This is a genomic window from Rhodanobacter sp. MP1X3, assembly GCF_014207165.1.
Lineage (GTDB): Bacteria > Pseudomonadota > Gammaproteobacteria > Xanthomonadales > Rhodanobacteraceae > Rhodanobacter.
Window position 1 is genome coordinate 66,651 of record NZ_JACHCO010000001.1, and the last position, 22,700, is coordinate 89,350.

Consider the following 22,700-nt stretch of genomic DNA (forward strand, 5'->3'; position numbering starts at 1 on the left):
CAAGCTATTTCATCCAATCTCTGCGACCACATGTTGTGGAAGCATCCATTCATCGGCCAATCTGACATCTCGGTGCTGTCGTCCGGCCGTACAACCCAAGCCACATGGAGAGAGTTACCGCTATGGCGACACCTCGTTCGGATGCTCTGGTTTTTTTCGGCGCCACTGGCGACCTGGCTTACAAGAAAATTTTCCCCGCACTGCAGGCGATGATTCTCAACGACGGGCTGGACCTGCCGATCATCGGCGTGGCCCACTCCGACTGGGACATCAAGAAATTGCGTGCCCGTGCCCGCGACAGCCTGACCCAGGCAGCCAAGGATCAGGGCATCAAGTTCGACAAGGATGGCTTCGAGAAACTTTCGGCCAAGTTGCAGTATGTCGATGGCGACTACAACGACCCGGCCACCTTCGACGCCATCAAGAAGGCACTGGGCAAGGCCAAGCGCCCGCTGCATTACCTGGCAATCCCACCGAGCCTGTTCGGTGTGGTGGCGAAAGGCCTGCAGAAGGTCGGCTGCGCTGACGAAGCCCGCGTGGTGGTGGAAAAGCCGTTTGGGCGCGATCTGGCCTCGGCCAAGGCACTCAACGCGACCTTGCATGAGGTTTTCCCCGAGCAATCGATCTTCCGCATCGACCATTATCTCGGCAAGGAGCCGGTGCAGAACCTGCTGTACTTCCGCTTCGCCAACACGGTGTTTGAGCCGGTGTGGAACCGCAACTACGTCGAGAGTGTGCAGATCACCATGGCCGAAAATTTCGGCGTACAGGGTCGCGGCGCGTTTTACGACGACATCGGCGCCATCCGCGACGTGCTGCAGAACCATTTGCTGCAAGTAATCGCGATGCTGGCGATGGATGCACCGGTCGGCAGCGACCCGGAATCTCTGCGCGCCGAAAAACTGCGCATCTTCCGCGCCATGAAACCGGTCGATCCGAAAGACGTGGTGCGCGGCCAATACAAGGGCTATCGCGAGGTCGAGGGCGTCAAACCCGACTCCAACGTCGAAACCTTCGTGGCGCTGCGCCTGCATATCGACAACTGGCGCTGGAACGGTGTGCCGTTCTACATCCGCGCCGGCAAGAACCTGCCGATCACCGCCACCGAGGTGATCGTCGACATGAAGACACCGCCGCTGTCGCTGTTCGACGAGATCAGCCAGAAAGAGTCCAATTATTTCCGCTTCCGATTCAATCCCGAGGTGATCATTGCCGAGGGCGCCCGGGTCAAGAAGCCGGGCGAGAAAATGCGCGGCGAGCCGGTCGAACTGGTGGCGCGGCACCACCCGCGGCCGGAAAAATCCCCATACGAGCGCCTGCTTGGCGATGCGATCCGCGGCGACAATGCGTTGTTCACCAGCGATGAAAGCGTCGAGGCCGCGTGGGCCGTGGTCGACCAGGTGCTGACCCACGAAAAACCGGTTGCCACCTACAAGCCCGGCAGCTGGGGCCCGTCGGAGGCGTTGAAAATTGTCGAGGGCGACGAAGGCTGGCACGACCCGACGCCAGAGGAAACCTCTCCATGCTGAGCGGTTCTGCCCGTGATGCGGCGCCCGACCCGATCTTTTTTCTGGTCGACGTGGACAACACGCTGTTCGACAACGATCGTTTCGCCGTCGAACTGTCCGCGCATCTGGAAAAATCGTTCGACGTGGCCGAACGCGAGCGTTACTGGTCGCTGCATAAAAAACGCTGGGCCGAGTTCGGCGTATCGGATTACCTCGGCACCATGCAGCAGTTTCGCCAAGGCCTGCAAAACGATCCCGCGCTGCTGCAGATGTCGTCCTTTCTGCTCGATTTTCCGTTTGCCAAGCTGCTTTACCCACGCGCGCTTGACGTAGTGAAACACGTGCGGACGCTCGGGCCGGCCTCCGCCCTGTCCGACGGCGACATGGTGTTTCAGCCACGCAAGGTTCAGCACAGCGGCCTGTTCGATGCCTTCCACGGCAACGTGTTGATCTACGAGCACAAACAGCATGAGCTGAATCTCATGCAGCAGCGCTTTCCCGCGCGGCACTACGTGATGATCGACGACAAGCCGAATATCCTCGCCGATATGAAGAAGGTGCTCGGCGATCAGCTGACCACCGTATTCGTGCGCCAGGGCCAGTACGCCGCATCCGCATCTGCCGAGCAGCGCGCAGCGCCCGACCTCAAGATCGATAAAATCGGTGAGCTGCTCGAGTACACGCTGGATGATTTTCACCTAACGTCATCCGCCCGCCATGACGCAGTGCATTAATCGCAGATCATCCCCATATTCCTATCCCCAATGCATCAGCAACAACGCGAATTCCAGGAGCAAGCATGAAAGCGACCCAGCAATTGCATGATCTCGGCCAGAGCCTTTGGCTGGACAACATCACCCGCACCCTGCTCGACGACGGCACGCTTGCGCGCTACATCGCCGAGGACTCGGTTACCGGCCTCACTTCCAACCCCAGCATCTTCGACGCCGCGATCGGCGGTGGCGATGCCTACGATGCCGGTATCCACGCCAAGGCACTGGCCGGTCTGTCCGGCGAAAAGCTTTTCAACGAGCTGGCGCTGGAAGACCTTCGCCGTGCCGCCGACCTGTTCGCACCGATTTTCAAGTCGACCCACAAGGTCGACGGCTGGGTCTCGATGGAAGTCTCCCCGCTGCTGGCTGCCGATACGGCCGGCACCATCGAGGCGGCCAAGGAGATCCACTCGCAGGCACAGCGCGAGAACCTGTTCGTGAAAATTCCCGGCACGCCTGAAGGCATTCCGGCGATCGAGGAAGCGATCTTCCTCGGTATTCCGATCAACGTGACCCTGCTGTTTTCGCGTGAACATTATCTGGCCTCCGCTGAGGCCTATATACGTGGCCTCGAGCGTCGCCATGAGGCCGGTCAGCATCTGGACGTCGGCTCGGTCGCGTCGGTCTTTGTCAGCCGATGGGACGTCGCCAGCAACAAGCAGTTGCCCGACGAGCTGCACAACAAGCTTGGCATCGCCGTGTGTCAGCAGACCTATCACGCGTATCGCGAGCTGCTGGAGTCACCGCGCTGGAAGAAGCTGGCCGCCGCCGGCGCCAAACCGCAGCGCCTGCTGCTGGCGAGCACCGGCACCAAGGATCCGGCCGCCTCCGATACGCTGTACGTCAGTGCGCTGGCCGCGCCCGACACCGTCGATACCATGCCGGAAAAGACCCTCATCGCGTTTGCGGAACACGGCCAGCTGCACGGCGTGATGCCGACCGATGGCAAGGAAGCCGAAGAGATGCTCTCCAGGATCACCAAGGCCGGCGTCGATATCGATGCACTGGCTGCCCAGCTGCAAAAGGAAGGCGCCGAGTCCTTCGTCAAATCCTGGGGAGCGCTGCTGAAACGGATCGTCGACAAGACCGGCAAGCTCGAAGACCAATCGAAAGGACCCGCACTGAAATGAGTAGCTCACCTCTCGTCTCGCGACCGCAGTGGCAGGCGCTGCAAAAACATTTCGCGCAGATCGGCCAGCAGCACCTGCGCGAACTGTTCGCCGCCGATGCCGAACGCGGTCAGACCCTGACCGCCGAAGCGGTCGGCCTGTACCTCGACTACTCCAAGCAGCGCGTCAATGCCGACACGCTGCGCCTGCTGCGCGAACTGGCCGAGGCGTGTGATCTGCCGCGGCGCATCGAGGCGATGTTCAGCGGCGACAAGATCAACATCACCGAAAAGCGCGCCGTGCAGCATGTGGCGCTGCGTGCGCCGGCCAGCGAAAAGATCCTGGTCGACGGCAAGGATGTGGTGCCCGACGTGCACGCCGTACTCGATCGCATGACCACGTTCGCCGAAAAGGTGCGCAGCGGCGCCTGGCTGGGCCACAGCGGCCAGCGCATCCGCAACGTCATCAGCATCGGCATTGGTGGCTCGGATCTCGGCCCGGTGATGGCCTACGAGGCGCTGCGCGATTACAGCCAGCGTGACATCACCTTCCGTTTCGTCTCCAACGTGGACGGCACCGATTTCGCCGAAGCCACACGCGACCTGGATGCGGCCGAAACCTTGTTCATCGTCTGCTCGAAAACCTTCACCACGCTGGAAACGCTGACGAACGCGCACGCTGCACGCGCCTGGGCGCTGAAGGCGCTGGATGCCAGTGGTGACGACGAAGGCAAGGCGGTCGCCAAGCACTTCGTCGCTGTTTCCACCAATGCCGAGGAAGTGACCAAGTTCGGCATCGACACGGCCAACATGTTCGGCTTCTGGGACTGGGTCGGCGGCCGCTACTCGATGGATTCGGCGATCGGCCTGTCGACCATGATCGCCATTGGCCCGGATCATTTCCGCGAGATGCTGGCCGGTTTCCACGCGATGGACGTGCATTTCCGCAAGACGCCGCTGGAACACAACCTGCCCGCGCTGATGGGCCTGCTGGCGGTCTGGAACAACAATTTCCTTGACGCTGCTACCGTCGCGGTATTGCCGTACGAGCAGTACCTGAAGCGCTTCCCGGCCTATCTGCAGCAGCTGACCATGGAGAGCAACGGCAAGCACGTCACGCTCGACGGCAGCACGGTCGATTACGCCACCGGCCCGATCTACTGGGGCGAGCCCGGCACCAACGGCCAGCATTCGTTCTATCAGCTGATCCATCAGGGCACACGCATCGTGCCGTGCGATTTCATCGGCTTCGGTCAGACGCTGAACCCGCTGCCCGTGCACGACGGCAGCGACCATCCAGCCGGCGATCAGCACGACCTGCTGATGGCCAACCTGATCGCCCAGGGCGAAGCGTTGGCGTTCGGCAAGACCGCCGAGGAGGTGCTGGCCGAAGGCACTGCCGAAGCACTGGTGCCGCACCGTACGTTCGAAGGCAACCGTCCGAGCAATACGATTCTCGCCTCACGCCTGACGCCACATATCCTCGGCACGCTGATCGCGCTGTACGAGCACAGCGTGTTCGTGCAGGGCACGATCTGGAACATCGACTCGTTCGACCAGTGGGGCGTGGAACTGGGCAAGCAGCTGGCCAAGACCACCATTGCCGAGCTGACCGCGAAAGACGAGCCCAAGCTCGGGCACGACAGCTCGACCAACACGTTGATCCACCGCTACCGCCAGCTCCGCGATGGGCGGCTCAAGGACGTTCGTTCACCGGCGGCGTCGAAATGAGCCAGACCATCAGCCCGCTTGCTGGCAAGCCGGCGCCGACATCGATCCTGGTCGATATCGCGAAACTGCTGGCTGCCTACTCGGATCTGAAGCCTGACCCAGGCGAAGCCGCGCAGCGCGTCGCGTTCGGCACCTCCGGCCATCGCGGCAGCTCGTTCCAGCGCAGCTTCAATGAATGGCACATCCTGGCGATCAGTCAGGCAATCTGCGAGTACCGCCAGAGCAAGGGCATCGACGGCCCGCTGTTTATCGGCTTCGATACGCACGCGCTGTCGCAACCGGCATTCGAGAGCGCGCTGGAAGTGCTGGCGGCGAACGGCGTCGAGACGATGATCTCGGCCAAGGGCGAGTTCACGCCCACACCGACGATTTCGCACGCGATCCTCACCTATAACAAAGGCCGCACGAAGGGGCTTGCGGACGGCATCGTGATCACGCCGTCGCACAACCCGCCGGACAACGGCGGCTTCAAGTACAACCCGACCAACGGCGGCCCGGCCGACACCTACATCACCAACTGGGTGCAGGATCGCGCCAACCAGCTGATCGAAGGCGGCCTGAAAGAGGTCAAACGCGTGCCGTTCGCGCAGGCGAGCAAGGCCTCGACGACACACTCACATGACTACCTCGATGCCTATGTGGCCGACCTCGGCAACATGATCGACTTCGACATCATCCGCAGCGCCGGCGTGCACATGGGCGTCGATCCACTGGGTGGTGCCGGCGTACATTTCTGGGCGCCGATTGCCGAGCGCTACAAGCTCGACCTTACCGTGGTCAGCGACACCGTCGATCCGCAGTTCGCCTTCATGACGGTGGATTGGGATGGTCAGATCCGCATGGACCCCTCGTCGAAATACGCGATGCAGCGGCTGATCGTGCTGAAGGACAAGTACGACGTCGCGTTCGCCTGCGACACCGACCACGATCGCCACGGCATCGTCACGCGCAGCAACGGCCTGATGGAACCGAATCATTATCTTTCGGTGTTGATCGACTACCTGTTCCAGAACCGGCCGCAGTGGAGCGACAAGGCGGCCATCGGCAAGACCGTGGTCAGCACCGCCATGATCGATCGCGTGGCCAAGCGGCTGGGCCGCAAACTCTACGAAGTGCCGGTCGGCTTCAAGTGGTTTTCCGAAGGCCTGTTCGACGGCTCGCTTGGCTTCGGCGGCGAAGAGAGTGCCGGCGCATCGCTGCTGCGCCGCGATGGTTCGGTGTGGACGACGGACAAGGACGGCCTGGTACCGGCGCTGCTTTCAGCCGAAATTACCGCCCGCCATGGCAAGGACCCCGGCGAGCTGTATGCGCAGATGACCAAGGACCTGGGCGAGCCGTTTGCCGACCGCGTCGAGGCCGCCGCCACGCCGGCGCAGAAGGCCAAGCTGGCCAAGCTCTCGCCGGACCAACTGCACAGCGACCAACTGGCCGGCGAAAAGATCACCCAGGTGCTCGACAAGGCGCCAGGCAACAGTGCGGCGATCGGCGGCATCAAGGCCATTGCTCCCAGTGGCTGGTTTGCCGCGCGCCCGTCCGGCACCGAGGCGATCTACAAGATTTACGCCGAGAGCTTCAAAAGCAAGGAACATCTGAAGGACATCCTGGCCGAGGCGCAGAAGATCGTCGACGCCTCGTTAGGCGGCGCATGATGAATTATCGGGTCGACGCCAGTGGCTCGAACCCGTCGGCGATTTGTCCGACCCGATAAGCTTCCGAAGGATCACTGCTTGCGCTCACGCAAACACGCCGAACGTCATGTCACTGCACGCATCAGCTGGCTGCGCGCGGCGGTATTGGGTGCGAACGACGGCATCGTCTCCACCGCGAGCCTGATCCTTGGTGTGGCGGCGGCGCATGCCAGTCACGCCAGCATTCTCGTCACCGGCACGGCCGGGCTGGTGGCCGGCGCGATGTCGATGGCCGCTGGCGAATACGTATCCGTGCATTCGCAGGCCGATACCGAAAATGCCGAACTCGCGAAAGAGCGGCACGAACTGCATACCGACAGCGATGGCGAACACAAGGAGCTGGCCGCCATCTATGTCAGCCGTGGCCTTGACCCGGCGCTGGCCACGCAAGTCGCCGCGCAATTGATGGCCCACGATGCGCTGGAAGCGCACGCACGCGACGAGCTGGGCATTACCGAAGCCTTGCGCGCTCGACCACTGCAGGCCGCACTGGCATCCGCGCTCAGTTTTTCGGTAGGGGCCGCACTGCCGATCCTGGTCGTTGCGATATCGCCGCCCGCTGTTCTGATTCCCGGTGTTTTTCTTGGGGCGCTGGTTTTCCTCGTGCTACTTGGCGCCACGGCGGCGCGCGTTGGTGGCGCCAGCATGCTCACCGGTGCATTGCGCATCGGTTTCTGGAGCGCGCCGGCCATGGCCGTTACCGCCGGCGTGGGTACGCTGATTGGAAACGCCGGTTAGTCCGACGAACACGGCATGCACTTCCGGCTGACACCACACAAAACTTGACGGCAGTTTTACCCGCGTAGCTTCATGCTCTGAGCCTGCCTCATCTCCGCACCCTCCCAAGGACATCCCATGACGGTTTCTTCGCTCGATCAACAATGCATCGATACGCTCCGTTTTCTCTCGGTCGACATGGTGCAGAAAGCCAATAGCGGCCATCCTGGCCTGCCACTCGGCGCCGCACCCATGGCGTACGCGCTGTGGACGCACCATCTCAAGCATCATCCGAGCAATCCCGAGTGGGCCAACCGCGACCGTTTCGTGTTGTCGGCCGGCCACGGCTCGGCGCTGCTCTACAGCCTGCTGCACATGACCGGCTACGCCCTTTCGCTGGACGACATCAAACAGTTTCGCCAATGGGGCAGCAAGGCACCGGGCCATCCCGAGCGCGGCCACACCGCGGGCGTGGAGGTCACGACCGGGCCGCTGGGCCAGGGCATCGCCAACGCGGTGGGCATGGCGATCGGCGAAGCGCATCTGGCCGCGCGCTATAACCGCGATGGCCATACCGTGATCGATCACCACACCTGGGCGATCGTCGGCGACGGTGATCTGATGGAAGGCGTTGCCTCCGAAGCCGCCTCGCTGGCTGGACATCTCCAGCTGGGCAAACTGATCTGTCTGTACGACGACAACTACGTCAGCCTGGCCGCCGGCACCGAGATCGCCTTTACCGAAGATCGCGCCAAACGCTTCGAAGCCTATGGCTGGCAGACCATCACGGTGGCTGACGGCAATGATATCGCTGCGATCAACGCCGCCATCGACAAAGCCCGTGCGGATACCGCGCGGCCTTCCTTGATCCTGGTGCGCACGCAGATCGGCTTCGGCTCACCCGAGCAGGGCTCGTTCAAGGCACACGGCTCGCCGCTCGGCGTCGAAGACGTGAAGAAGACCAAAGAAAAGCTGGGCTGGCCGGTCGAGCCGGACTTTCTGATTCCCGAGCCGGCACTGAAGCATTTCCGCGAAGCGCTGGATCGTGGCGCGAAGGAAGAGACAGAGTGGAAGGAACGTCTGGACGTCTACACGAAGGCCTTCCCGGAGCTGGCGAAGGAACTGAACGATCGTCTGCAGGGCAAGCTTCCCGCGGGCTGGGATGCGGATATCCCGGTGTTCCCCGCGGATGCCAAAGGTATCGCCACGCGCGTCGCCGGTGGCAAGGTGATGAACGCGTTTGCGGAAAAGCTGCCGGCGCTGGTCGGTGGTTCGGCGGATCTGGATTCCTCCACTTACACCAATCTCAAAGGGTTCGGCGACTTCAATCTCGCCGCCAAAGCGGGTCAGGACACCCAGGGTTCGGATAGCGCCGGCTGGAGCCATGCAGGCCGCAATGTGCATTTCGGCGTGCGCGAACATGCAATGGGCGCGGTGGTCAACGGACTGGCCGCGCACGGCGGCTTCATTCCGTACGGCTCGACCTTCCTGATCTTCTCCGATTACATGCGACCGACGATCCGCCTCGCGGCGCTGTCAGGACTGCACGTGGTGCACGTCTTCACCCACGACAGCATCGCCGTCGGCGAAGACGGCCCGACCCATCAGCCAATCGAACAACTGGCCAGCCTGCGTGCGATTCCCGATACCACGGTGATCCGGCCGGCCGATGCCAACGAAACCGCGGTGGCCTGGAAGGTGGCTGTCGAAACACGCCAGCGGCCGGTATTGCTGGCGCTGACCCGGCAGAACCTGCCGATCCTCGATCGTACGAAATTTGCCAGCGCCGAAGGGCTGCGCAAGGGCGCGTACGTGCTCAGCGATGCCAAAGATGGCAAGCCGACGCTTATCCTGATCGCCACTGGTTCGGAGGTCGATCTGATCGTTGGTGCCGCTGAAAAGCTGCAGGCCGAAGGCGTGGCGGTACGCTGCGTATCGATGCCAAGCTGGGATCTGTTCGAAGCCCAGCCGCAAAGTTATCGCGATGAGGTGCTGCCGCCAGATGTCGCTGCGAAGCTGGCGGTGGAAATGGGCGTACCGATGGGCTGGGACCGTTACGTCGGCCCGCACGGTGACGTGCTGGGCATCGATCGCTACGGCGCCTCCGCGCCGGCCGGCGTGCTGCTGCCCGAATACGGTTTCACGGTCGACAACGTGGTCAAGCGCGCGAAGGCCCTGCTGAAGGCGTAACTTTCAAGACGACGTTCGTGCCACGGGTTCAAGCTTGAACCCGTGGCACTACTTGTCAAAGTCTCAGTTCCGAGACTGGATCTTCGACAGCAGCCGCAGCAGTTCCAGATACAACCAGACCAGGGTAACCACCAGCGCGAACGCGCCGTACCACTCCATGTATTTCGGCGCACCACCGTTGACGCCAGTTTCGATCATGTCGAAATCGAGAATCAGGTTGAGCGCAGCGATCACCACGACCACACCGCTGAACACGATGCCGATCGTGCTGTGACCGTTGATGAAACCAATCGAGTGGCCAAAGAAGCCCATTGCAAAGTTGGCCAGATAAAGCAGCATCACGCCGCCGGTGGCCGCAACGATGCCGAGCTTGAATTTTTCGGTGGCGCGAATCAACCCGCTGCGATACGCCAGCAGCAATGCCGCCATGGTGCCGAAGGTAAGCCCGACCGCCTGCACCACGATGCCTGGATAACGCATTTCGAAAATTGCCGACAACGCGCCAATGAAAACGCCTTCCGCCAGCGCGTACAGCGGTGCGGTGATCGGTGCCCAGGTTTTCTTGAATGAGGTGACCAGCCCAAGCACCAGACCGCCGACGGCACCGCCAAGCGCCAACGGCAGCATCGCCGGAACACTGCCCGGCCCGGTGAAATGACTCCAGCTGAACATCGCGCCGATCAAGACCAGGATCAGCAACAGACCGGTCTTGTTGACCGTACCGTTGAGCGTCATGGCCTCGCCATCGCGCGACACAACCATACCGCTGGCCGCGTCGAGGAAGGTGTTCTTGTTGATTGCCGGGTTGCCGCTTTGCATGAAGTACTCCGATGGGTTCGCCGCCATCGTATATGGCTGGCTCCTGGCGTGACAGCAGCGACGCCTTCAGCCCAGACGCCCTGCCGCGCACGCGAGTGTTGGAAACTACGCGACAATACGACCCTGCTGAACGTCGCGGAGTTCCAATGAACCCTTCCATCCTGCGTATCGCCACCCGCAAGAGCCCGCTGGCTTTGTGGCAGGCCGAGCATGTGGCGGCCGCCTTGCGCGTGGCGCATCCGGGACTGTCGGTGGACATGGTGCCAATGTCGACGCGGGGCGATGAAATCCTGGATCGATCGTTGGCGGAAATCGGCGGGAAGGGATTGTTTCTCAAGGAACTGGAAGTCGCCATGATGGAAGGGCGTGCCGATCTGGCCGTCCATTCGCTGAAAGACGTGCCCGTTACGCTTGAACCCGGCTTTACCCTGCCGGCGATCCTGCCGCGCGCCGATGCTGCCGATGCCTTCGTCAGCAACCACTACGCCAATCTGGCCGCCCTCCCGCAGGGTGCACGAGTCGGCACGTCTTCACTGCGACGGCAGGCGCTGCTGCGCGCGGTGCGGCCTGATCTGGAGCTGCTCGATCTGCGCGGCAATGTCGGCACGCGACTGGGCAAATTGGACGCCGGTGGTTACGACGCCATCGTGCTGGCCTGCGCAGGACTGGAGCGGCTGGGCTTTGCCGCGCGTATCCGCACACGGCTGACGCCACCGGCCTGGCTGCCCGCGCCGGGCCAGGCGGCCATTGCGATCGAGGCGTGCTCGGATAATCCCAACACGCTGGTGTTGCTGGCTGCCCTGAATGACACCGACACGCGTCTGACCGTCACCGCCGAACGGGCAATGAATCAGGCGCTGGGCGGTAGCTGCACCGTACCTGTCGCCGCCTGGTGCGTGCTGGGCGAACGCGGCCTGCACCTGCGTGGCATGGTCGGTGACGCCAGCACGGGCCAGCTCCTGCACGCCGAAGCCACGCGTGTTGACGACGATGCCGTGGTGCTGGGGCAGCAGGTGGCTGCTGCCTTGATTGCCCAGGGTGCTGGCGAACTGCTCGGGCTGTAAGCCCGGCATAAAGAGCCCCGTTGCTCGCGCAACGGGGGCTCTTTCTCATCTATTTTTCTCGATCTACTTTTCTCGGGTCAGCAACGGTCGGCTGCTTCAGAGGTTGTAGACGATATTGGTCGTGGTCAGCGTATCGTTCTTGCGGATACCGGGCAGCACGCTGGTGTTGTGACGCACCTGGAAGCCGACCTTCACCGCCAGTTTCTTGGTCATGCTGATAGAGACACCGGCATCGTTCTGCGCGTAGGTGTTCTTCGAGCCTGCTTCCGTCAGGAACGTATCTTCGAACGAGGTGTTGTCGGTCAGCTTGTGCTTGTAGTTGATCAGGCCGCGGGCGATTGCCTCGCTCTGCGTACCATTGGCCTCTTGCGGCACCTCGACCCCTCCGACCAGGGTATCTTCAACGGCCGGACGGTAGCGCTTGTAACCCGGACCGATTTCGAACGACAGCTCGTTGGCGTCGTCCTTCAGCGCAATGTAGCCATAACCGACCGACACCACGCCCTGCCATATGTTGGCGCCGAAATCGTCATGCTCATAGCGCACGGCCGTCACGATATAGCTGCGCGGGTCGAGCTTGTAACCGACCGATGCACCGCCGTCGTAGCGATTGGCGGTTTCATTGAACTGTTCAACGGTGGCGCCGGACGCATTGACCACCGACTGCTGGCTTTTTGCGCGCAAGGTATCGACGTAGAAGTTGTTCTTCCACTGCTCGTTTTCCTGATTCAGGTTGAGCTTGCCGTTGACGTTCTGCGAACGCGTATTGCCGGTAGCCGAAGCGAAGCCGAACTCGCCCGAACCACTCCAGCCGCCGTTGTTGGCCGCATTGCTGCTGGCATCAGCACCGGCGGCAGGAGCAGTGGCATCGTCGGCCTGCACGGCGAAACTTGCCATGGAAGCCAGCAAAACACAGGCGATCAGGGTCTTTTTCATCAGTTGACGATCCATTTGTTAAAGAATAGTAATCACTTACCTTAACGGCACGATTTGAACTTGCAATGAACAATGTGCTGCGGCGCAGCGAAAAAGCCGCGAAATCCTGCGGCTTTGCCAGCCGATTATAGACATGGCCCAATGACCGCGCGGCGGGCACAACCATGCTACAAACGCTTTCATTCCCGACACCCTCCGATCAGGCATATGGACCGCTACGAACGCATCTCCACTCTGCACCGATTGCTCAAATCGGCGCATTACCCGATTCCCCTGTCCACCTTGCTCGACGAGCTGGAGTGCTCGCGCGCCACGCTTTATCGCGACGTCGCGTTTTTACGCGACGCGCTCGGTGCACCTGTCGAGAGTGCCGGCGGTGATCAGGCTGCCTTTCGCTACGAGGTCGGCGAGGGCGAACGTTTCGAATTGCCCGGCCTGTGGCTGACTTCCGATGAACTCGCCGCACTGCTGGCGCTGAACGAGCTGATCGGTCGCTCCGGTGCCGGCGTGCTGGCCGGTGCGCTGGCACCTTTCAGGGCTCGCATCGAGGGCTTGCTGTCCGACCGGGACAGTGGCGAAGTGTTGCCGATCGAGCGCATCCGCGTCATTCCATGGGGCGAGCGCAAGCTCAACCAGCAGGTGTTTCGCATCGTCGCCGGTTCCGTGCTGAAACGGCACCAACTGCGCTTTCGCTATCGCGCGCGCACCACCAATACCGACAGCCGGCGCACGGTGTCACCGCAGCGGCTGACCCACTATCGCGACAACTGGTACCTCGACGTGTGGGATCACGATCGCGAAGCTCTGCGAAGTTTTGCGGTGGACCGCATCGTTGAACCGCAGGCACTGGATGCCGCCGCTATCGACGTGGCCGAGAACGATCTCAATGAGCTGCTGGCCTCGAGCTACGGCATTTTTGCGGGCAAGCCCAAAGCCTGGGCCACCATCCGTTTCTCGCAGCACGCCGCGCGCTGGGTCGCCGACGAGCACTGGCATTCGCAGCAACGCGGCGAGTGGTTGCCCGACGGCCGCTACGAGCTGCAGGTGCCCTACTCCAACTCGCGCGAATTGCTGATGGACGTACTCAAGTACGGGCCCGATGCCGAGATCGTTTCACCGCTGCCGCTGCGCGAGGAAATGAAAATCCTGTTGCAGCTGGCGATGAGTGGGTATCAACAGAACGTTTGATCGTCGCGATTGGCCCCGCCATTCGATTAGCAGCGTTGACACGGGTGGCGCGCGTGCAGTGCCGCCTTGCTTGCCGCGAATTTGTTGTGCGCTCATGCTAGGCAGCAGCGCGTGTGGCAACCGATTCCCGACCCGCCTGCCCTTCGTGCGGTACCGCACATCACCGCAGGGCAACGTGGCGTCGATGGCAAATACTTTCTCTACCCAGATCGAAAGCAACGCATGAAACACACCGACATTGCCGATCCCACCGCCACACCGGCCGCGTTGTCGGTACCGCGTCGACCAACCGTGGCACTGGCACTCGGTGCGGGTGGCGCGAAAGGACTGGCGCATATCGGTGCGATCGAGGAGATCGAGGCGCAGGGTTTCGAGATCATCGCTATCGCCGGCTGCTCGATGGGCGCACTGATCGGCGGCATCTATGCGATGGGCAGGCTCGAGGTCTATCGCGACTGGGTATCGACGCTGGCCAAGTTCGACGTGCTGAAACTGCTCGACTGGACATTTTCCGGCGGCGGCTTCATCAAGGGCGAGCGGATCATGGGCACCCTGCTGGAGCTGATCGGCGACACCTGCATCGAGGAACTGCCGTTAGCCTTCACTGCCGTGGCTACCGATCTGGAGCGCGAGCGCGAGGTGTGGCTCACGCGCGGCTCGTTGTTCGATGCGATCCGCGCGTCGATCGCGATTCCCACCGTGTTTCGCCCCTATCACCTCAACGGACGTGTGCTTGTCGATGGCGCCTTGTTGAATCCGCTCCCGGTGACACCGCTGATTCGCGAAACCGCCGATTACCTGATGGCCGTGAGTGTGGACGGACCTGCCGAGTTCGCGCCGGTAGATACCGTGGAGCTGGACGAACCCGAGGCGCAAGGTACCCGGCACCGCATTGGTGAGTTCTTCAGCCGACTGATGCCACACGGCGAACCCAAGCCGCGCGAGCCTGGCGCATTCGAGCTGCTCAACCAGTCGATGGACCTGATGCAGGCCAATCTGTCACGGCTACGGCTGGCAGCTTACGCGCCGGATCTGCTGATCCAGATGCCGCGCAACGCCTCGACGGCATATGAGTTTTACCGCGCCCGCGAGCTGATCGAACTGGGCCGGCAACGTGCGCGCACAGCCTTCTCGACTTGGAAGCCGGTTTCACACCAGCCGCGTTAGCGCCGGGAATGGTCAACTGCGAATGACTTTGCACAGGCGCAAGCCATCCGATAAATCCGTGCCACGCATCGTGCGCTCCATCGCGCTGGCAATCGGCTCGCAATCGGTGAAATGCGCTGATGGCAAAAGCCGCAGAAGCTGCAACTGGTCGGCGGTGTTGATGTCACGCGTGATCGCATACATCGACCCTGGATGCGCCTGAATGCGCTGCTCCGTCTGCGAACCGAGGCGATAGCCACTTGTTTCACTGGTTAACCAGGTGACACCGACGAACTCAAGATTTTGAGCATTACGGAAAAACGGAATCACGTAGGCATTCGGCTGTCCAATCACCAACACCATGCTGCCCGGCTCGATCACGGGTGGCCGAACGTCAAAAGCCACTGCCGCATAGGGCGCATGGCCCCAGTCGGTGTATCGGGTGCAACCCATCAAGACGGTGGCAATGCCCACCATAGCCCAAACTATCCAGCGCGGCGCCTCATCTTGACGCGTCCAGCCGGATGACAGTTCCTGCAGCGCTACAAGAATCATCAGCCCGGTCATCACTTCGATGGGCACCGCATAGCGCAAGATCGAATACAACAGCAACCACAGCGTGTAGCTGGTGACGAGGAACACGAACACCAAGCGGACCGCTCGCGACCCTGCAACTTCACGAGCGCGTGATCGCCAGGACATTGCAGCGACGATTGCCACCGCAATCATCGCGACGGCGTAGCGAGCATCGGCAAAAGCATTTCCACCTTGGTAACGATTCTTTTGAATCCAGAAGAACGGATAGAACAGCCACTGGAACAGGTCTTTCGGCATGAACTGACGATCAGTGCCGGCTGACGGTGGCGACCAGGGTGAATGGAAAACCTGGTTGAACATCGGGAAAACAGGATTGCCCGTCAGGCGATACAACTCCCATCCCCACCAACCATAGGCCAGCAAGAACGCACCGACAGCGGCGCACACGAAAACAACGCTCAAATGCAGTGCCTTGGCGCCAAACCCGAGCGCAAGCCACAAAGCCAGACCCAGCGCAGGCGTGTAGACAATGGCAGTCGGTTTCAGTCCTGCCGCGAGTCCGCACAACAAGCCCGCCACAACGGCACGGCGCATCGGTCTGGTGGGCATGTCGCGTGCGCAAAACGGCAACAATACGTAAAGCCCGAGCAAGATCAGCAAAGCAAGCGGCAGCTCGTTGGTGCTCGAACCTGTCTGCGAAGTCACCATCGTTCCCGTTGCACCGATGATCACCGCAAGTAAATCGGGTATGCCGAACGCTCGCTCGCGAACCTTGGAAAATCTGACGCTTATACGCAACAGCACAAACAGCAAGCCGCCGTACCAGAGTCCCTGCAGCGCGGCGAGCAACCGTGGCGTGTGGTGCAAGAGACCCGTACCCAGCCAAAAATAAGGCACATCCAACAGCGGATTGAAAAACCCCTGCAGCCCCACGGGCGCCAGATCAATCGTGAGATGTCCGTGCAAGAACGACCACGCGTTATACAGGTGGTAGTTTTTCAGATCCCAAGCCGTGTCTTGGCCTTTTTGCAGGGCATAGAACGCGCCGATCAGCAAATAAACGACCAGGGCTCTGATGCCGACAAATTTCTTTGCAGCTATCGAATCCATCAACTATCCCGGACGTTGTCGTCGACCGCTCTCATGCGAGTGGCCATTACATGCAGTGCAGCCTCAAAGCTCTTCGATGCGCGTGACCTTGCCACGGCGCATCAACCACGCCACACCGCGCAGGTCGGCCAGACCAACCCACAGCCGATCAAGCATGCCGTACTTGGATACACCGGCAGTGCGCGGACGATGGCCAACCGGCACACTCTGACAAGCAAAACCGGCCCGCTTGACCAGCGCCGGCAGGTAACGATGCATATGGTCGAAGTAGGGCAGGCGCAGGAACACCTCGCGGTCGAACAGTTTCAGGCCGCAGCCGGTATCCGGCGTGGCGTCCTTTAGCATGCGCGAACGTACCGCGTTGGCGATCTTGGAGGATATGCGCTTGTTGAAACTGTCGCGGCGCGTGGTGCGCCAACCGGCGAACAGGCGCAGATCGGCGGACGCCGCATCGCGTGCGGCCAACAGCTTGGGAATATCGGCCGGATCGTTCTGGCCATCGCCATCGAGCGTGGCGATCCACGGCGATTTGGCCGCACGCACACCGTTCCACACCGCCGTGCTCTGGCCGCTGCGCGCCACGTGATGCAATACGCGGAGCTCGGGATGAAGCACCTTCTGTGCGGCCAGCACCGCCCGGCTGTCGTCGATGGAGTCGTCATCGACGTAGATCACCTCGAATTCGATCAGACCGCGCAGGGCAGTAGTGATTTCGGCGAGCAGCGGCGGAATGTTGTCGCGCTCATTGAATACGGGAACGACAACGGACAGTTGCGGCATGGAAAGGCCTTGTTGCGGAAACAGTGCGCGCAGGCGCTGCAGCGCATTCTAGTGCGTGGGGCAGCTGGGGGCGAGGGATGAGGGGCGAGTCCCTGCCCTCAACGCATCTTGCCGAGTATCCCTTCCAGCTCGTCGTTGCTGTGATAGTGGATCACCAGCTTGCCGCGACCGCCGCGGCCCTGGGCCAGCTCGACCCGGGTGGCAAAACGCTCGCCCAACTCGCGTTCGAGATCGCTGATATTCGGATCGCGCGGCGGAGCGGCTTTTGCCTTGCCTTTCGGCGCGGTCTGGGCACGGCGCGCGGCTTCTTCCAGCTCACGCACGGTCCAGTGATTGCGCGCCGCTTCCAGCGCCAGACTCTCCGCCTCATGCTCGGGCAGGGTCAGCAGGCAACGGGCGTGCCCCATTTCCAGCTTGCCTTCGTCGAGCAGTTTCTTGATCGAGGCGGGCAGTTCGGTGAGGCGCAGCAGGTTGGAGACAGCGGCGCGCGAACGGCCCACCGCGTCGGCAGCCTGCTGGTGGGTGAGGGCGAAGTCGTCGATCAACCGCTTCAGCGCATCGGCTTCTTCCAGCGGAGTGAGGTCTTCGCGCTGGATGTTCTCGATCAGTGCCATGGCCGGCACCGAGGCCTCGGGTACGATTTTCACCAGTGCCGGCAGTTCACCGAGCTGGGCGCGCTGCGCCGCGCGCCAGCGGCGCTCACCGGCGATCAGCTCGTAGCTGTCCTTGCCCAATGCACGCACCACCACCGGCTGGATCAGGCCCTGCGCCTTGATCGACGCGGCCAGTTCGTCCAGTGCCTCGTCGTTCCAGTGTCGCCGCGGCTGGTACTTGCCAGGCTGGATCTGCTGGATCGGCAGGATGCGCAGCTCACCTTCCTGCCCGATCACCGACGGCGATGCATCGCCATCGCCGCCCAACAGGGCGTCAAGCCCGCGTCCCAGTCCACGTTTTTTCGCAGCAGCCATGCTTATTCCTGATGATTGGCGGCCGGCGCCTTGAGCGTCGGACCGTTGTTGCCATGCGCCGGCGGTTCGATCGCCTCGACATCGACGATTTCGGCCGGCGGCAAGCCGCGCTCGCGCCGGATCACTTCGCCAGCCAGGCCGATATAGGCGATCGCGCCACGCGAGCTGCGATCGTACAGATGAATTGGCTGGCCATGACTCGGCGCCTCGGCCAGTCGCACATTGCGCGGAATGATCGAGCGCAACACCTTGTCGCCGAAATGCTGCGTGAGTTGCGCGGAGACTTCGTTGCCCAGGTTGTTGCGCACGTCGTACATGGTGCGCAGCAGGCCTTCGATCTCGAGCTTGGGATTGAGCCGGTGACGCACGGCCTTGACCGTGTCGAGCAGGCTCGACAGGCCTTCCAGCGCGAAGTATTCGCACTGCACCGGAATCAGCACGCCGTTGGCGGCGGTTAATGCGTTTAGCGTCAGCAGGTTCAGCGACGGCGGACAATCGATCAGGATGGTGTCGTAGCTGGAAGACACCTTGGTCAGTATCTCTTTCAGCCGATGCTCGCGCGCCAACGCGTCCATCAGTTTGAGTTCCGCGGCGGTGAGGTCGCCGTTACCGGGCAACAGGTCGTAGTGGCCGTCGGTCGTGACGATCGCAGCGGTGATCTCCGCTTCCTCCAGCAGCACCTCGCAGGCGTTCGGCTTGGCCTCGCGCTTGTTCACGCCGGACGCCATGGTGGCGTTGCCCTGCGGGTCGAGGTCGACCAACAGGACACGGCGCTTCGCAGCAGCCAAGGCAGCGGCGAGATTGACGGCAGTGGTGGTCTTGCCGACGCCACCCTTCTGGTTGGCGACAGCGATGATGCGGGCCATGGATGGATAGCTACCGGACGCGTGAAGAGGGCTAGTGTAATGCGTCGACTCGCCCGGTGCGCTGGCACCGCCACGAGTACCCGAGCGACTCAAGCCGCGATCCGCATACCGGTTTGCGGATCGAACAGGTGCAGACGTTCGACCGCCAGACCCAGCGGTACCGTGCTGCCGGGTTCGGGCAGGGCGCGTGGCGACACCCGCGAGATCAGTGCCTGACCGCCGTAGCGCAGGTTGAGAAAGATTTCGTTGCCGACCGGTTCGAGCACTTCGAGGGCCGCACTCAAGGCCGCTTGGCCGGCCTCGACGGGAAGCAGGTCCTCGGGGCGAATGCCCAGTACCACCTCGCGGTCGTGCCACTCCTGCCAGGCAGAAGCTTGTGCCGGCCGACCCAGCAGCACCTCGCCGTGTTCGGTCGCCAGCCGCCAGCTCTGGCCGAGCTTCAGCGTGCCGCGCAACAGATTCATGCCGGGGCTGCCGACGAAGCCGGCGACGAAGAGGTTGGCCGGCCGATCGTACAGATTCATCGGCGTGTCGATCTGCTGGATCACGCCGCCGTCGAGCACCACGATGCGCTGACCCAAGGTCATCGCCTCAATCTGATCGTGGGTGACATAGATCATGGTGGCCTTCAGCTGGCGATGCAGCCGGGCGATCTCCACCCGCATCGTCAACCGCAACTTGGCATCGAGATTGGACAGTGGCTCGTCGAGCAGAAACACCTTCGGATCGCGCACCAGCGCACGGCCCAACGCCACGCGCTGCCGCTGGCCGCCGGACAATGCACCGGGCCGCGACTCCAGCCGCGGTTCCAGCTCCAGCGTTTTGGCGGCCTCACGTACGCGGCGGTCGATCTCGGTTTTCGACTGGCCGCGCAGTTTCAGACCGAAGGCCAGGTTTTCCGCCACGGTCATGTGTGGATAGAGCGCGTAATTCTGGAACACCATCGCAATGTCGCGGTCCTTCGGCTCCACGGCGTTGACCACCCGGCCGTCGATACTGAGCGTGCCACCGCTGATCGACTCCAGCCCGGCGATCATCCGCAGCAAGGTGGTCTTGCCGCAGCCAGATGGCCCCACCAGCACCAGCAGCTCGCCATCGGCGATGTCGAAGCTGGCGCCAGCCACACCGACGTGCCCGCCGGGGTAGACCTTGCGCAGCTGATCCAGACGAACGGTGGCCATGGGCGTTTCCTGTGAAGTGGGCCACGTTGGCCGTCTTCCGGCGCATGCAGGTGTCTGCACATCGGCGGAGCATTCGGCTATTCTGCCAATGTAATCGTTTACATCAAGCCTTCATCACACGTTCTCTATCGCAGGAAGCTCCATGACTGGCCGTTTTCGTTTTCCCGAGGGTTTCCATTGGGGGGCCGCTACCTCGGCCTACCAGATCGAAGGTTCACCGCTGGCTGATGGCGCCGGCCCCAGCATCTGGCAGCGCTTCGCGCACACGCCGGGCATGATGTCCAACGGCGACACTGGCGACATCGCCTGCGATCACTACAACCGCTACAAGGACGACGTGCAGCTGATGCGCGCACTCGGCCTGCAGGGCTACCGGTTCAGCATCAACTGGGGCCGCGTACTGCCTGAAGGCACCGGCAGGGTCAATGCAAAAGGGCTGGATTTCTATTCGCGGCTGGTCGACGAGCTGCTGGAAAACGGCATTGTGCCCAACGCGACGCTGTTTCACTGGGATCTACCGGCCGCGCTGGACGATCGCGGCGGCTGGCTCAATCGGGACATCGCGCACTGGTTTGCCGACTACGCCGAAGTGATGTTCAAGGCGCTCGATGATCGCGTACCGCGCTGGGCTACGCTCAACGAGCCTTGGGTGGTCACCGACGGCGGCTACCTGCACGGCGCGCTGGCGCCCGGCCATCGCAGCAAGTACGAGGCGCCGATTGCCGCACACAATCTGATGCGCGCCAGCGGCGCCGGCATCCAGGCCTATCGCGCGCACGGCAAGCACGAGATTGGCGTGGTGTTCAACATCGAGCCGAAATATCCCGCGTCGGACAGCGCCGAGGACCTGGCTGCAACCCAGCGCGCCCATGCCTATATGAACAAGCAGTTCGCCGATCCGGCGTTGCTGGGCAGCTATCCGCCGCCGCTGAAGGAAATCTTCGGCGATGCGTGGCCGGATTTTCCGGAAGATGATTTCAAACTGACCCATCAGAAGGTCGATTTCGTCGGCATCAACTACTACACCCGCGCCGTGGTAAAGCACGATGCGGACGCGTATCCGCTGAAGGCCGTGCCGGTACGTCAGCCAAACAAGACCTATACCGAAACCGGCTGGGAAGTGTACGAGCAGGGCCTGACCGACACCCTGACCTGGTTCAAGCACCGCTATGGCGACATTCCGCTCTACATCACCGAAAACGGCTCGGCCTTCTACGATCCGCCGGTGGCCGAGGGCGGTGTGCTGGACGATCCGCTGCGTACCAACTACCTGCGCAAGCACCTCGGCGCCGTACACAAGGCGATCGAGGCGGGCGTCAACATCAAGGGCTATTACGCGTGGTCGCTGATGGACAACCTCGAGTGGTCGCTGGGTTTTTCCAAGCGGTTCGGGCTGTACCACGTCGATTTCGCCACCCAGAAACGCACCGCCAAGGCCACCGCCAAGCTTTATGCCAAGGTGATCGAAAGCAACGGCGCTGTGCTGGACGAGGCGTAAGTCTGCAGACCTGATCGCGACTCGCGCGATCAGGTTCTTTCAGGATTCACAGCTATCAAGGGAACCTCTAAAAACCGTAGCGCGCGAAGAGAATTTGTGCGTCGCCGGCGCGCAGGAACCGGAGCATACATGGGAGTATGTGAGGCTTCCGAGCACCGCCGGCGCGCAAATTACCGAGCGCAGTAGGTTTTTAGAGGTTCCCTCAAGCGTGACCGAGCACTACCAGACGACGCTCGGCATCCAGACCCGGTACCGTCAACACATGCGTTTCGCGCACGACAAAGGTCGTCGGCACACCCGATAGCTCGTCCTCGGACTGCTTGCCCTTCATCGCCAGCCAGATGCCGCCGGGCGCCAGCAGGTGTCCGCCCCAACCCAGCATGTCGGCAAAGCTGGCGAAGGCCCGCGCGGTAATGCAGTCGAACTGACCCTGCACATCCTCCACCCGCGACTGCACCGCACGCACGCCATCGAGCTTCAGCGCGCGGATCGCCTCGCGCAGAAAGCGCACCTTCTTGCCGTTGGAATCGACCAGCAGGATTTCCCGCCCCGGTACGGCAATAGCCAACACGATGCCAGGCAAACCCGGTCCGGTACCCAGATCGGCCACCGTGCCACCCTGCACGTACGGCAAGATCGCCAGCGAATCGAGCAGATGGCGGGTAATCATCTCGGCCGGATCGCGCACGGCGGTGAGGTTGTAGGTCGCGTTCCAGCGTTCCAGCAGCGCCTGATAATCCAGCAGCCGCGGTACGGCCTCAGCCGGCAGGATCAGCTTCAACTCGGCAATGCCCTGTTCCAGTCGGGCCTGCAAGGCATTGCGCGCGGTCATCGTGATTCCTGTCAGCTTGTACGTAAGCCCACAAGTATCCCCGGCCGACGCCAGTAATGC

19 protein-coding genes are annotated in these 22,700 nt (G+C 62.2%); 11 read left to right on the top strand and 8 right to left on the bottom strand.

All coding sequences use genetic code 11. The annotated features are described in order from the left end of the window. The first annotated feature begins 122 nt into the window (after positions 1-122). From zwf to tkt, 7 genes are all read left to right on the top strand, one after another. Positions 123-1,529 (top strand): glucose-6-phosphate dehydrogenase, encoded by a 1,407-nt coding sequence (gene zwf, locus HDE79_RS00245; protein ID WP_184599930.1) that lies wholly within the window; start codon positions 123-125, stop codon positions 1,527-1,529. Further along, positions 1,523-2,242 carry an HAD family hydrolase gene (locus tag HDE79_RS00250; protein ID WP_184599931.1) on the top strand — a complete coding sequence of 240 codons (720 nt, stop codon included), beginning with the start codon at positions 1,523-1,525 and terminating at the stop codon, positions 2,240-2,242. Before zwf ends, HDE79_RS00250 begins: the two co-directional genes overlap by 7 nt. Before the next feature lie 65 nt (positions 2,243-2,307). Next, positions 2,308-3,411 carry a transaldolase gene (tal, locus tag HDE79_RS00255; protein ID WP_184599932.1) on the top strand — a complete coding sequence of 368 codons (1,104 nt, stop codon included), beginning with the start codon at positions 2,308-2,310 and terminating at the stop codon, positions 3,409-3,411. Continuing rightward, the gene (gene pgi / locus HDE79_RS00260) at positions 3,408-5,120 is read left to right on the top strand and encodes a glucose-6-phosphate isomerase (protein WP_184599933.1); all 1,713 of its coding nucleotides are present in this window, start codon (positions 3,408-3,410) and stop codon (positions 5,118-5,120) included. The genes tal and pgi overlap by 4 nt, the downstream gene beginning before the upstream one ends. After that, positions 5,117-6,769, top strand: coding sequence for a phosphoglucomutase (alpha-D-glucose-1,6-bisphosphate-dependent) (gene pgm / locus HDE79_RS00265; protein ID WP_184599934.1), 1,653 nt, complete (start codon positions 5,117-5,119; stop codon positions 6,767-6,769). The genes pgi and pgm overlap by 4 nt, the downstream gene beginning before the upstream one ends. A 78-nt stretch (positions 6,770-6,847) precedes the next feature. Continuing rightward, positions 6,848-7,546, top strand: coding sequence for a VIT family protein (locus HDE79_RS00270; RefSeq protein ID WP_221439973.1), 699 nt, complete (start codon positions 6,848-6,850; stop codon positions 7,544-7,546). A gap of 117 nt (positions 7,547-7,663) precedes the next feature. Next, positions 7,664-9,715 (top strand): transketolase, encoded by a 2,052-nt coding sequence (gene tkt, locus HDE79_RS00275; RefSeq protein ID WP_184599935.1) that lies wholly within the window; start codon positions 7,664-7,666, stop codon positions 9,713-9,715. Between the two features lie 63 nt (positions 9,716-9,778). Here tkt and HDE79_RS00280 read toward each other — a convergent pair whose 3' ends face one another. Next, positions 9,779-10,534, bottom strand: a complete 756-nt coding sequence (locus HDE79_RS00280) for a Bax inhibitor-1/YccA family protein (RefSeq protein ID WP_184599936.1) — start codon at positions 10,532-10,534, stop codon at positions 9,779-9,781. 146 nt (positions 10,535-10,680) lie between these two features. Between HDE79_RS00280 and hemC the strand changes: the two genes are divergently transcribed. Beyond that, positions 10,681-11,598 carry a hydroxymethylbilane synthase gene (gene hemC / locus HDE79_RS00285; RefSeq protein ID WP_184599937.1) on the top strand — a complete coding sequence of 306 codons (918 nt, stop codon included), beginning with the start codon at positions 10,681-10,683 and terminating at the stop codon, positions 11,596-11,598. Between the two features lie 96 nt (positions 11,599-11,694). Here hemC and HDE79_RS00290 read toward each other — a convergent pair whose 3' ends face one another. Next, the gene (locus HDE79_RS00290) at positions 11,695-12,534 is read right to left on the bottom strand and encodes a DUF481 domain-containing protein (RefSeq protein ID WP_184599938.1); all 840 of its coding nucleotides are present in this window, start codon (positions 12,532-12,534) and stop codon (positions 11,695-11,697) included. A 207-nt stretch (positions 12,535-12,741) separates the two neighbouring features. Here HDE79_RS00290 and HDE79_RS00295 point away from each other — a divergent pair, with 207 nt between their 5' ends. Together HDE79_RS00295 and HDE79_RS00300 are read left to right on the top strand one after the other, a co-directional pair. Then, a complete protein-coding gene (locus tag HDE79_RS00295; protein ID WP_184599939.1) occupies positions 12,742-13,722 on the top strand; it encodes a YafY family protein in 981 nt (326 codons plus the stop codon). Between the two features lie 222 nt (positions 13,723-13,944). After that, positions 13,945-14,889, top strand: a complete 945-nt coding sequence (locus HDE79_RS00300; RefSeq protein WP_184599940.1) for a patatin-like phospholipase family protein — start codon at positions 13,945-13,947, stop codon at positions 14,887-14,889. A gap of 12 nt (positions 14,890-14,901) precedes the next feature. Here the strand turns inward: HDE79_RS00300 and HDE79_RS00305 are convergent, their stop codons facing one another. From HDE79_RS00305 to ugpC, 5 genes are all read right to left on the bottom strand, one after another. After that, positions 14,902-16,515, bottom strand: coding sequence for a hypothetical protein (locus HDE79_RS00305; RefSeq protein ID WP_184599941.1), 1,614 nt, complete (start codon positions 16,513-16,515; stop codon positions 14,902-14,904). A gap of 63 nt (positions 16,516-16,578) precedes the next feature. Further along, entirely contained in the window at positions 16,579-17,295 is a 717-nt protein-coding gene (locus HDE79_RS00310) for a glycosyltransferase family 2 protein (protein ID WP_184599942.1), read from the bottom strand. A 98-nt stretch (positions 17,296-17,393) separates the two neighbouring features. After that, the gene (locus tag HDE79_RS00315) at positions 17,394-18,263 is read right to left on the bottom strand and encodes a ParB/RepB/Spo0J family partition protein (protein ID WP_184599943.1); all 870 of its coding nucleotides are present in this window, start codon (positions 18,261-18,263) and stop codon (positions 17,394-17,396) included. Between the two features lie 2 nt (positions 18,264-18,265). Next, positions 18,266-19,129, bottom strand: coding sequence for a ParA family protein (locus tag HDE79_RS00320; protein WP_184599944.1), 864 nt, complete (start codon positions 19,127-19,129; stop codon positions 18,266-18,268). An 89-nt stretch (positions 19,130-19,218) separates the two neighbouring features. Beyond that, a complete protein-coding gene (gene ugpC / locus HDE79_RS00325) occupies positions 19,219-20,310 on the bottom strand; it encodes a sn-glycerol-3-phosphate ABC transporter ATP-binding protein UgpC (RefSeq protein WP_184599945.1) in 1,092 nt (363 codons plus the stop codon). A gap of 142 nt (positions 20,311-20,452) precedes the next feature. Here ugpC and HDE79_RS00330 point away from each other — a divergent pair, with 142 nt between their 5' ends. Continuing rightward, positions 20,453-21,808 (top strand): GH1 family beta-glucosidase, encoded by a 1,356-nt coding sequence (locus tag HDE79_RS00330; protein ID WP_184599946.1) that lies wholly within the window; start codon positions 20,453-20,455, stop codon positions 21,806-21,808. A 202-nt stretch (positions 21,809-22,010) separates the two neighbouring features. Here HDE79_RS00330 and rsmG read toward each other — a convergent pair whose 3' ends face one another. Further along, positions 22,011-22,640 (bottom strand): 16S rRNA (guanine(527)-N(7))-methyltransferase RsmG, encoded by a 630-nt coding sequence (gene rsmG / locus HDE79_RS00335; RefSeq protein WP_184599947.1) that lies wholly within the window; start codon positions 22,638-22,640, stop codon positions 22,011-22,013. Positions 22,641-22,700 lie beyond the last annotated feature (60 nt).

Coding starts and splice junctions, on each gene's coding strand:
- zwf (WP_184599930.1), top strand. CDS start 123: ATGGCGACACCTCGTTCGGATGCTCTGGTTTTTTTCGGCGCCACTGGC.
- HDE79_RS00250 (WP_184599931.1), top strand. CDS start 1,523: ATGCTGAGCGGTTCTGCCCGTGATGCGGCGCCCGACCCGATCTTTTTT.
- tal (WP_184599932.1), top strand. CDS start 2,308: ATGAAAGCGACCCAGCAATTGCATGATCTCGGCCAGAGCCTTTGGCTG.
- pgi (WP_184599933.1), top strand. CDS start 3,408: ATGAGTAGCTCACCTCTCGTCTCGCGACCGCAGTGGCAGGCGCTGCAA.
- pgm (WP_184599934.1), top strand. CDS start 5,117: ATGAGCCAGACCATCAGCCCGCTTGCTGGCAAGCCGGCGCCGACATCG.
- tkt (WP_184599935.1), top strand. CDS start 7,664: ATGACGGTTTCTTCGCTCGATCAACAATGCATCGATACGCTCCGTTTT.
- HDE79_RS00280 (WP_184599936.1), bottom strand. CDS start 10,534: ATGCAAAGCGGCAACCCGGCAATCAACAAGAACACCTTCCTCGACGCG.
- hemC (WP_184599937.1), top strand. CDS start 10,681: ATGAACCCTTCCATCCTGCGTATCGCCACCCGCAAGAGCCCGCTGGCT.
- HDE79_RS00290 (WP_184599938.1), bottom strand. CDS start 12,534: ATGAAAAAGACCCTGATCGCCTGTGTTTTGCTGGCTTCCATGGCAAGT.
- HDE79_RS00295 (WP_184599939.1), top strand. CDS start 12,742: ATGGACCGCTACGAACGCATCTCCACTCTGCACCGATTGCTCAAATCG.
- HDE79_RS00300 (WP_184599940.1), top strand. CDS start 13,945: ATGAAACACACCGACATTGCCGATCCCACCGCCACACCGGCCGCGTTG.
- HDE79_RS00305 (WP_184599941.1), bottom strand. CDS start 16,515: ATGGATTCGATAGCTGCAAAGAAATTTGTCGGCATCAGAGCCCTGGTC.
- HDE79_RS00310 (WP_184599942.1), bottom strand. CDS start 17,295: ATGCCGCAACTGTCCGTTGTCGTTCCCGTATTCAATGAGCGCGACAAC.
- HDE79_RS00315 (WP_184599943.1), bottom strand. CDS start 18,263: ATGGCTGCTGCGAAAAAACGTGGACTGGGACGCGGGCTTGACGCCCTG.
- HDE79_RS00320 (WP_184599944.1), bottom strand. CDS start 19,129: ATGGCCCGCATCATCGCTGTCGCCAACCAGAAGGGTGGCGTCGGCAAG.
- ugpC (WP_184599945.1), bottom strand. CDS start 20,310: ATGGCCACCGTTCGTCTGGATCAGCTGCGCAAGGTCTACCCCGGCGGG.
- HDE79_RS00330 (WP_184599946.1), top strand. CDS start 20,453: ATGACTGGCCGTTTTCGTTTTCCCGAGGGTTTCCATTGGGGGGCCGCT.
- rsmG (WP_184599947.1), bottom strand. CDS start 22,640: ATGACCGCGCGCAATGCCTTGCAGGCCCGACTGGAACAGGGCATTGCC.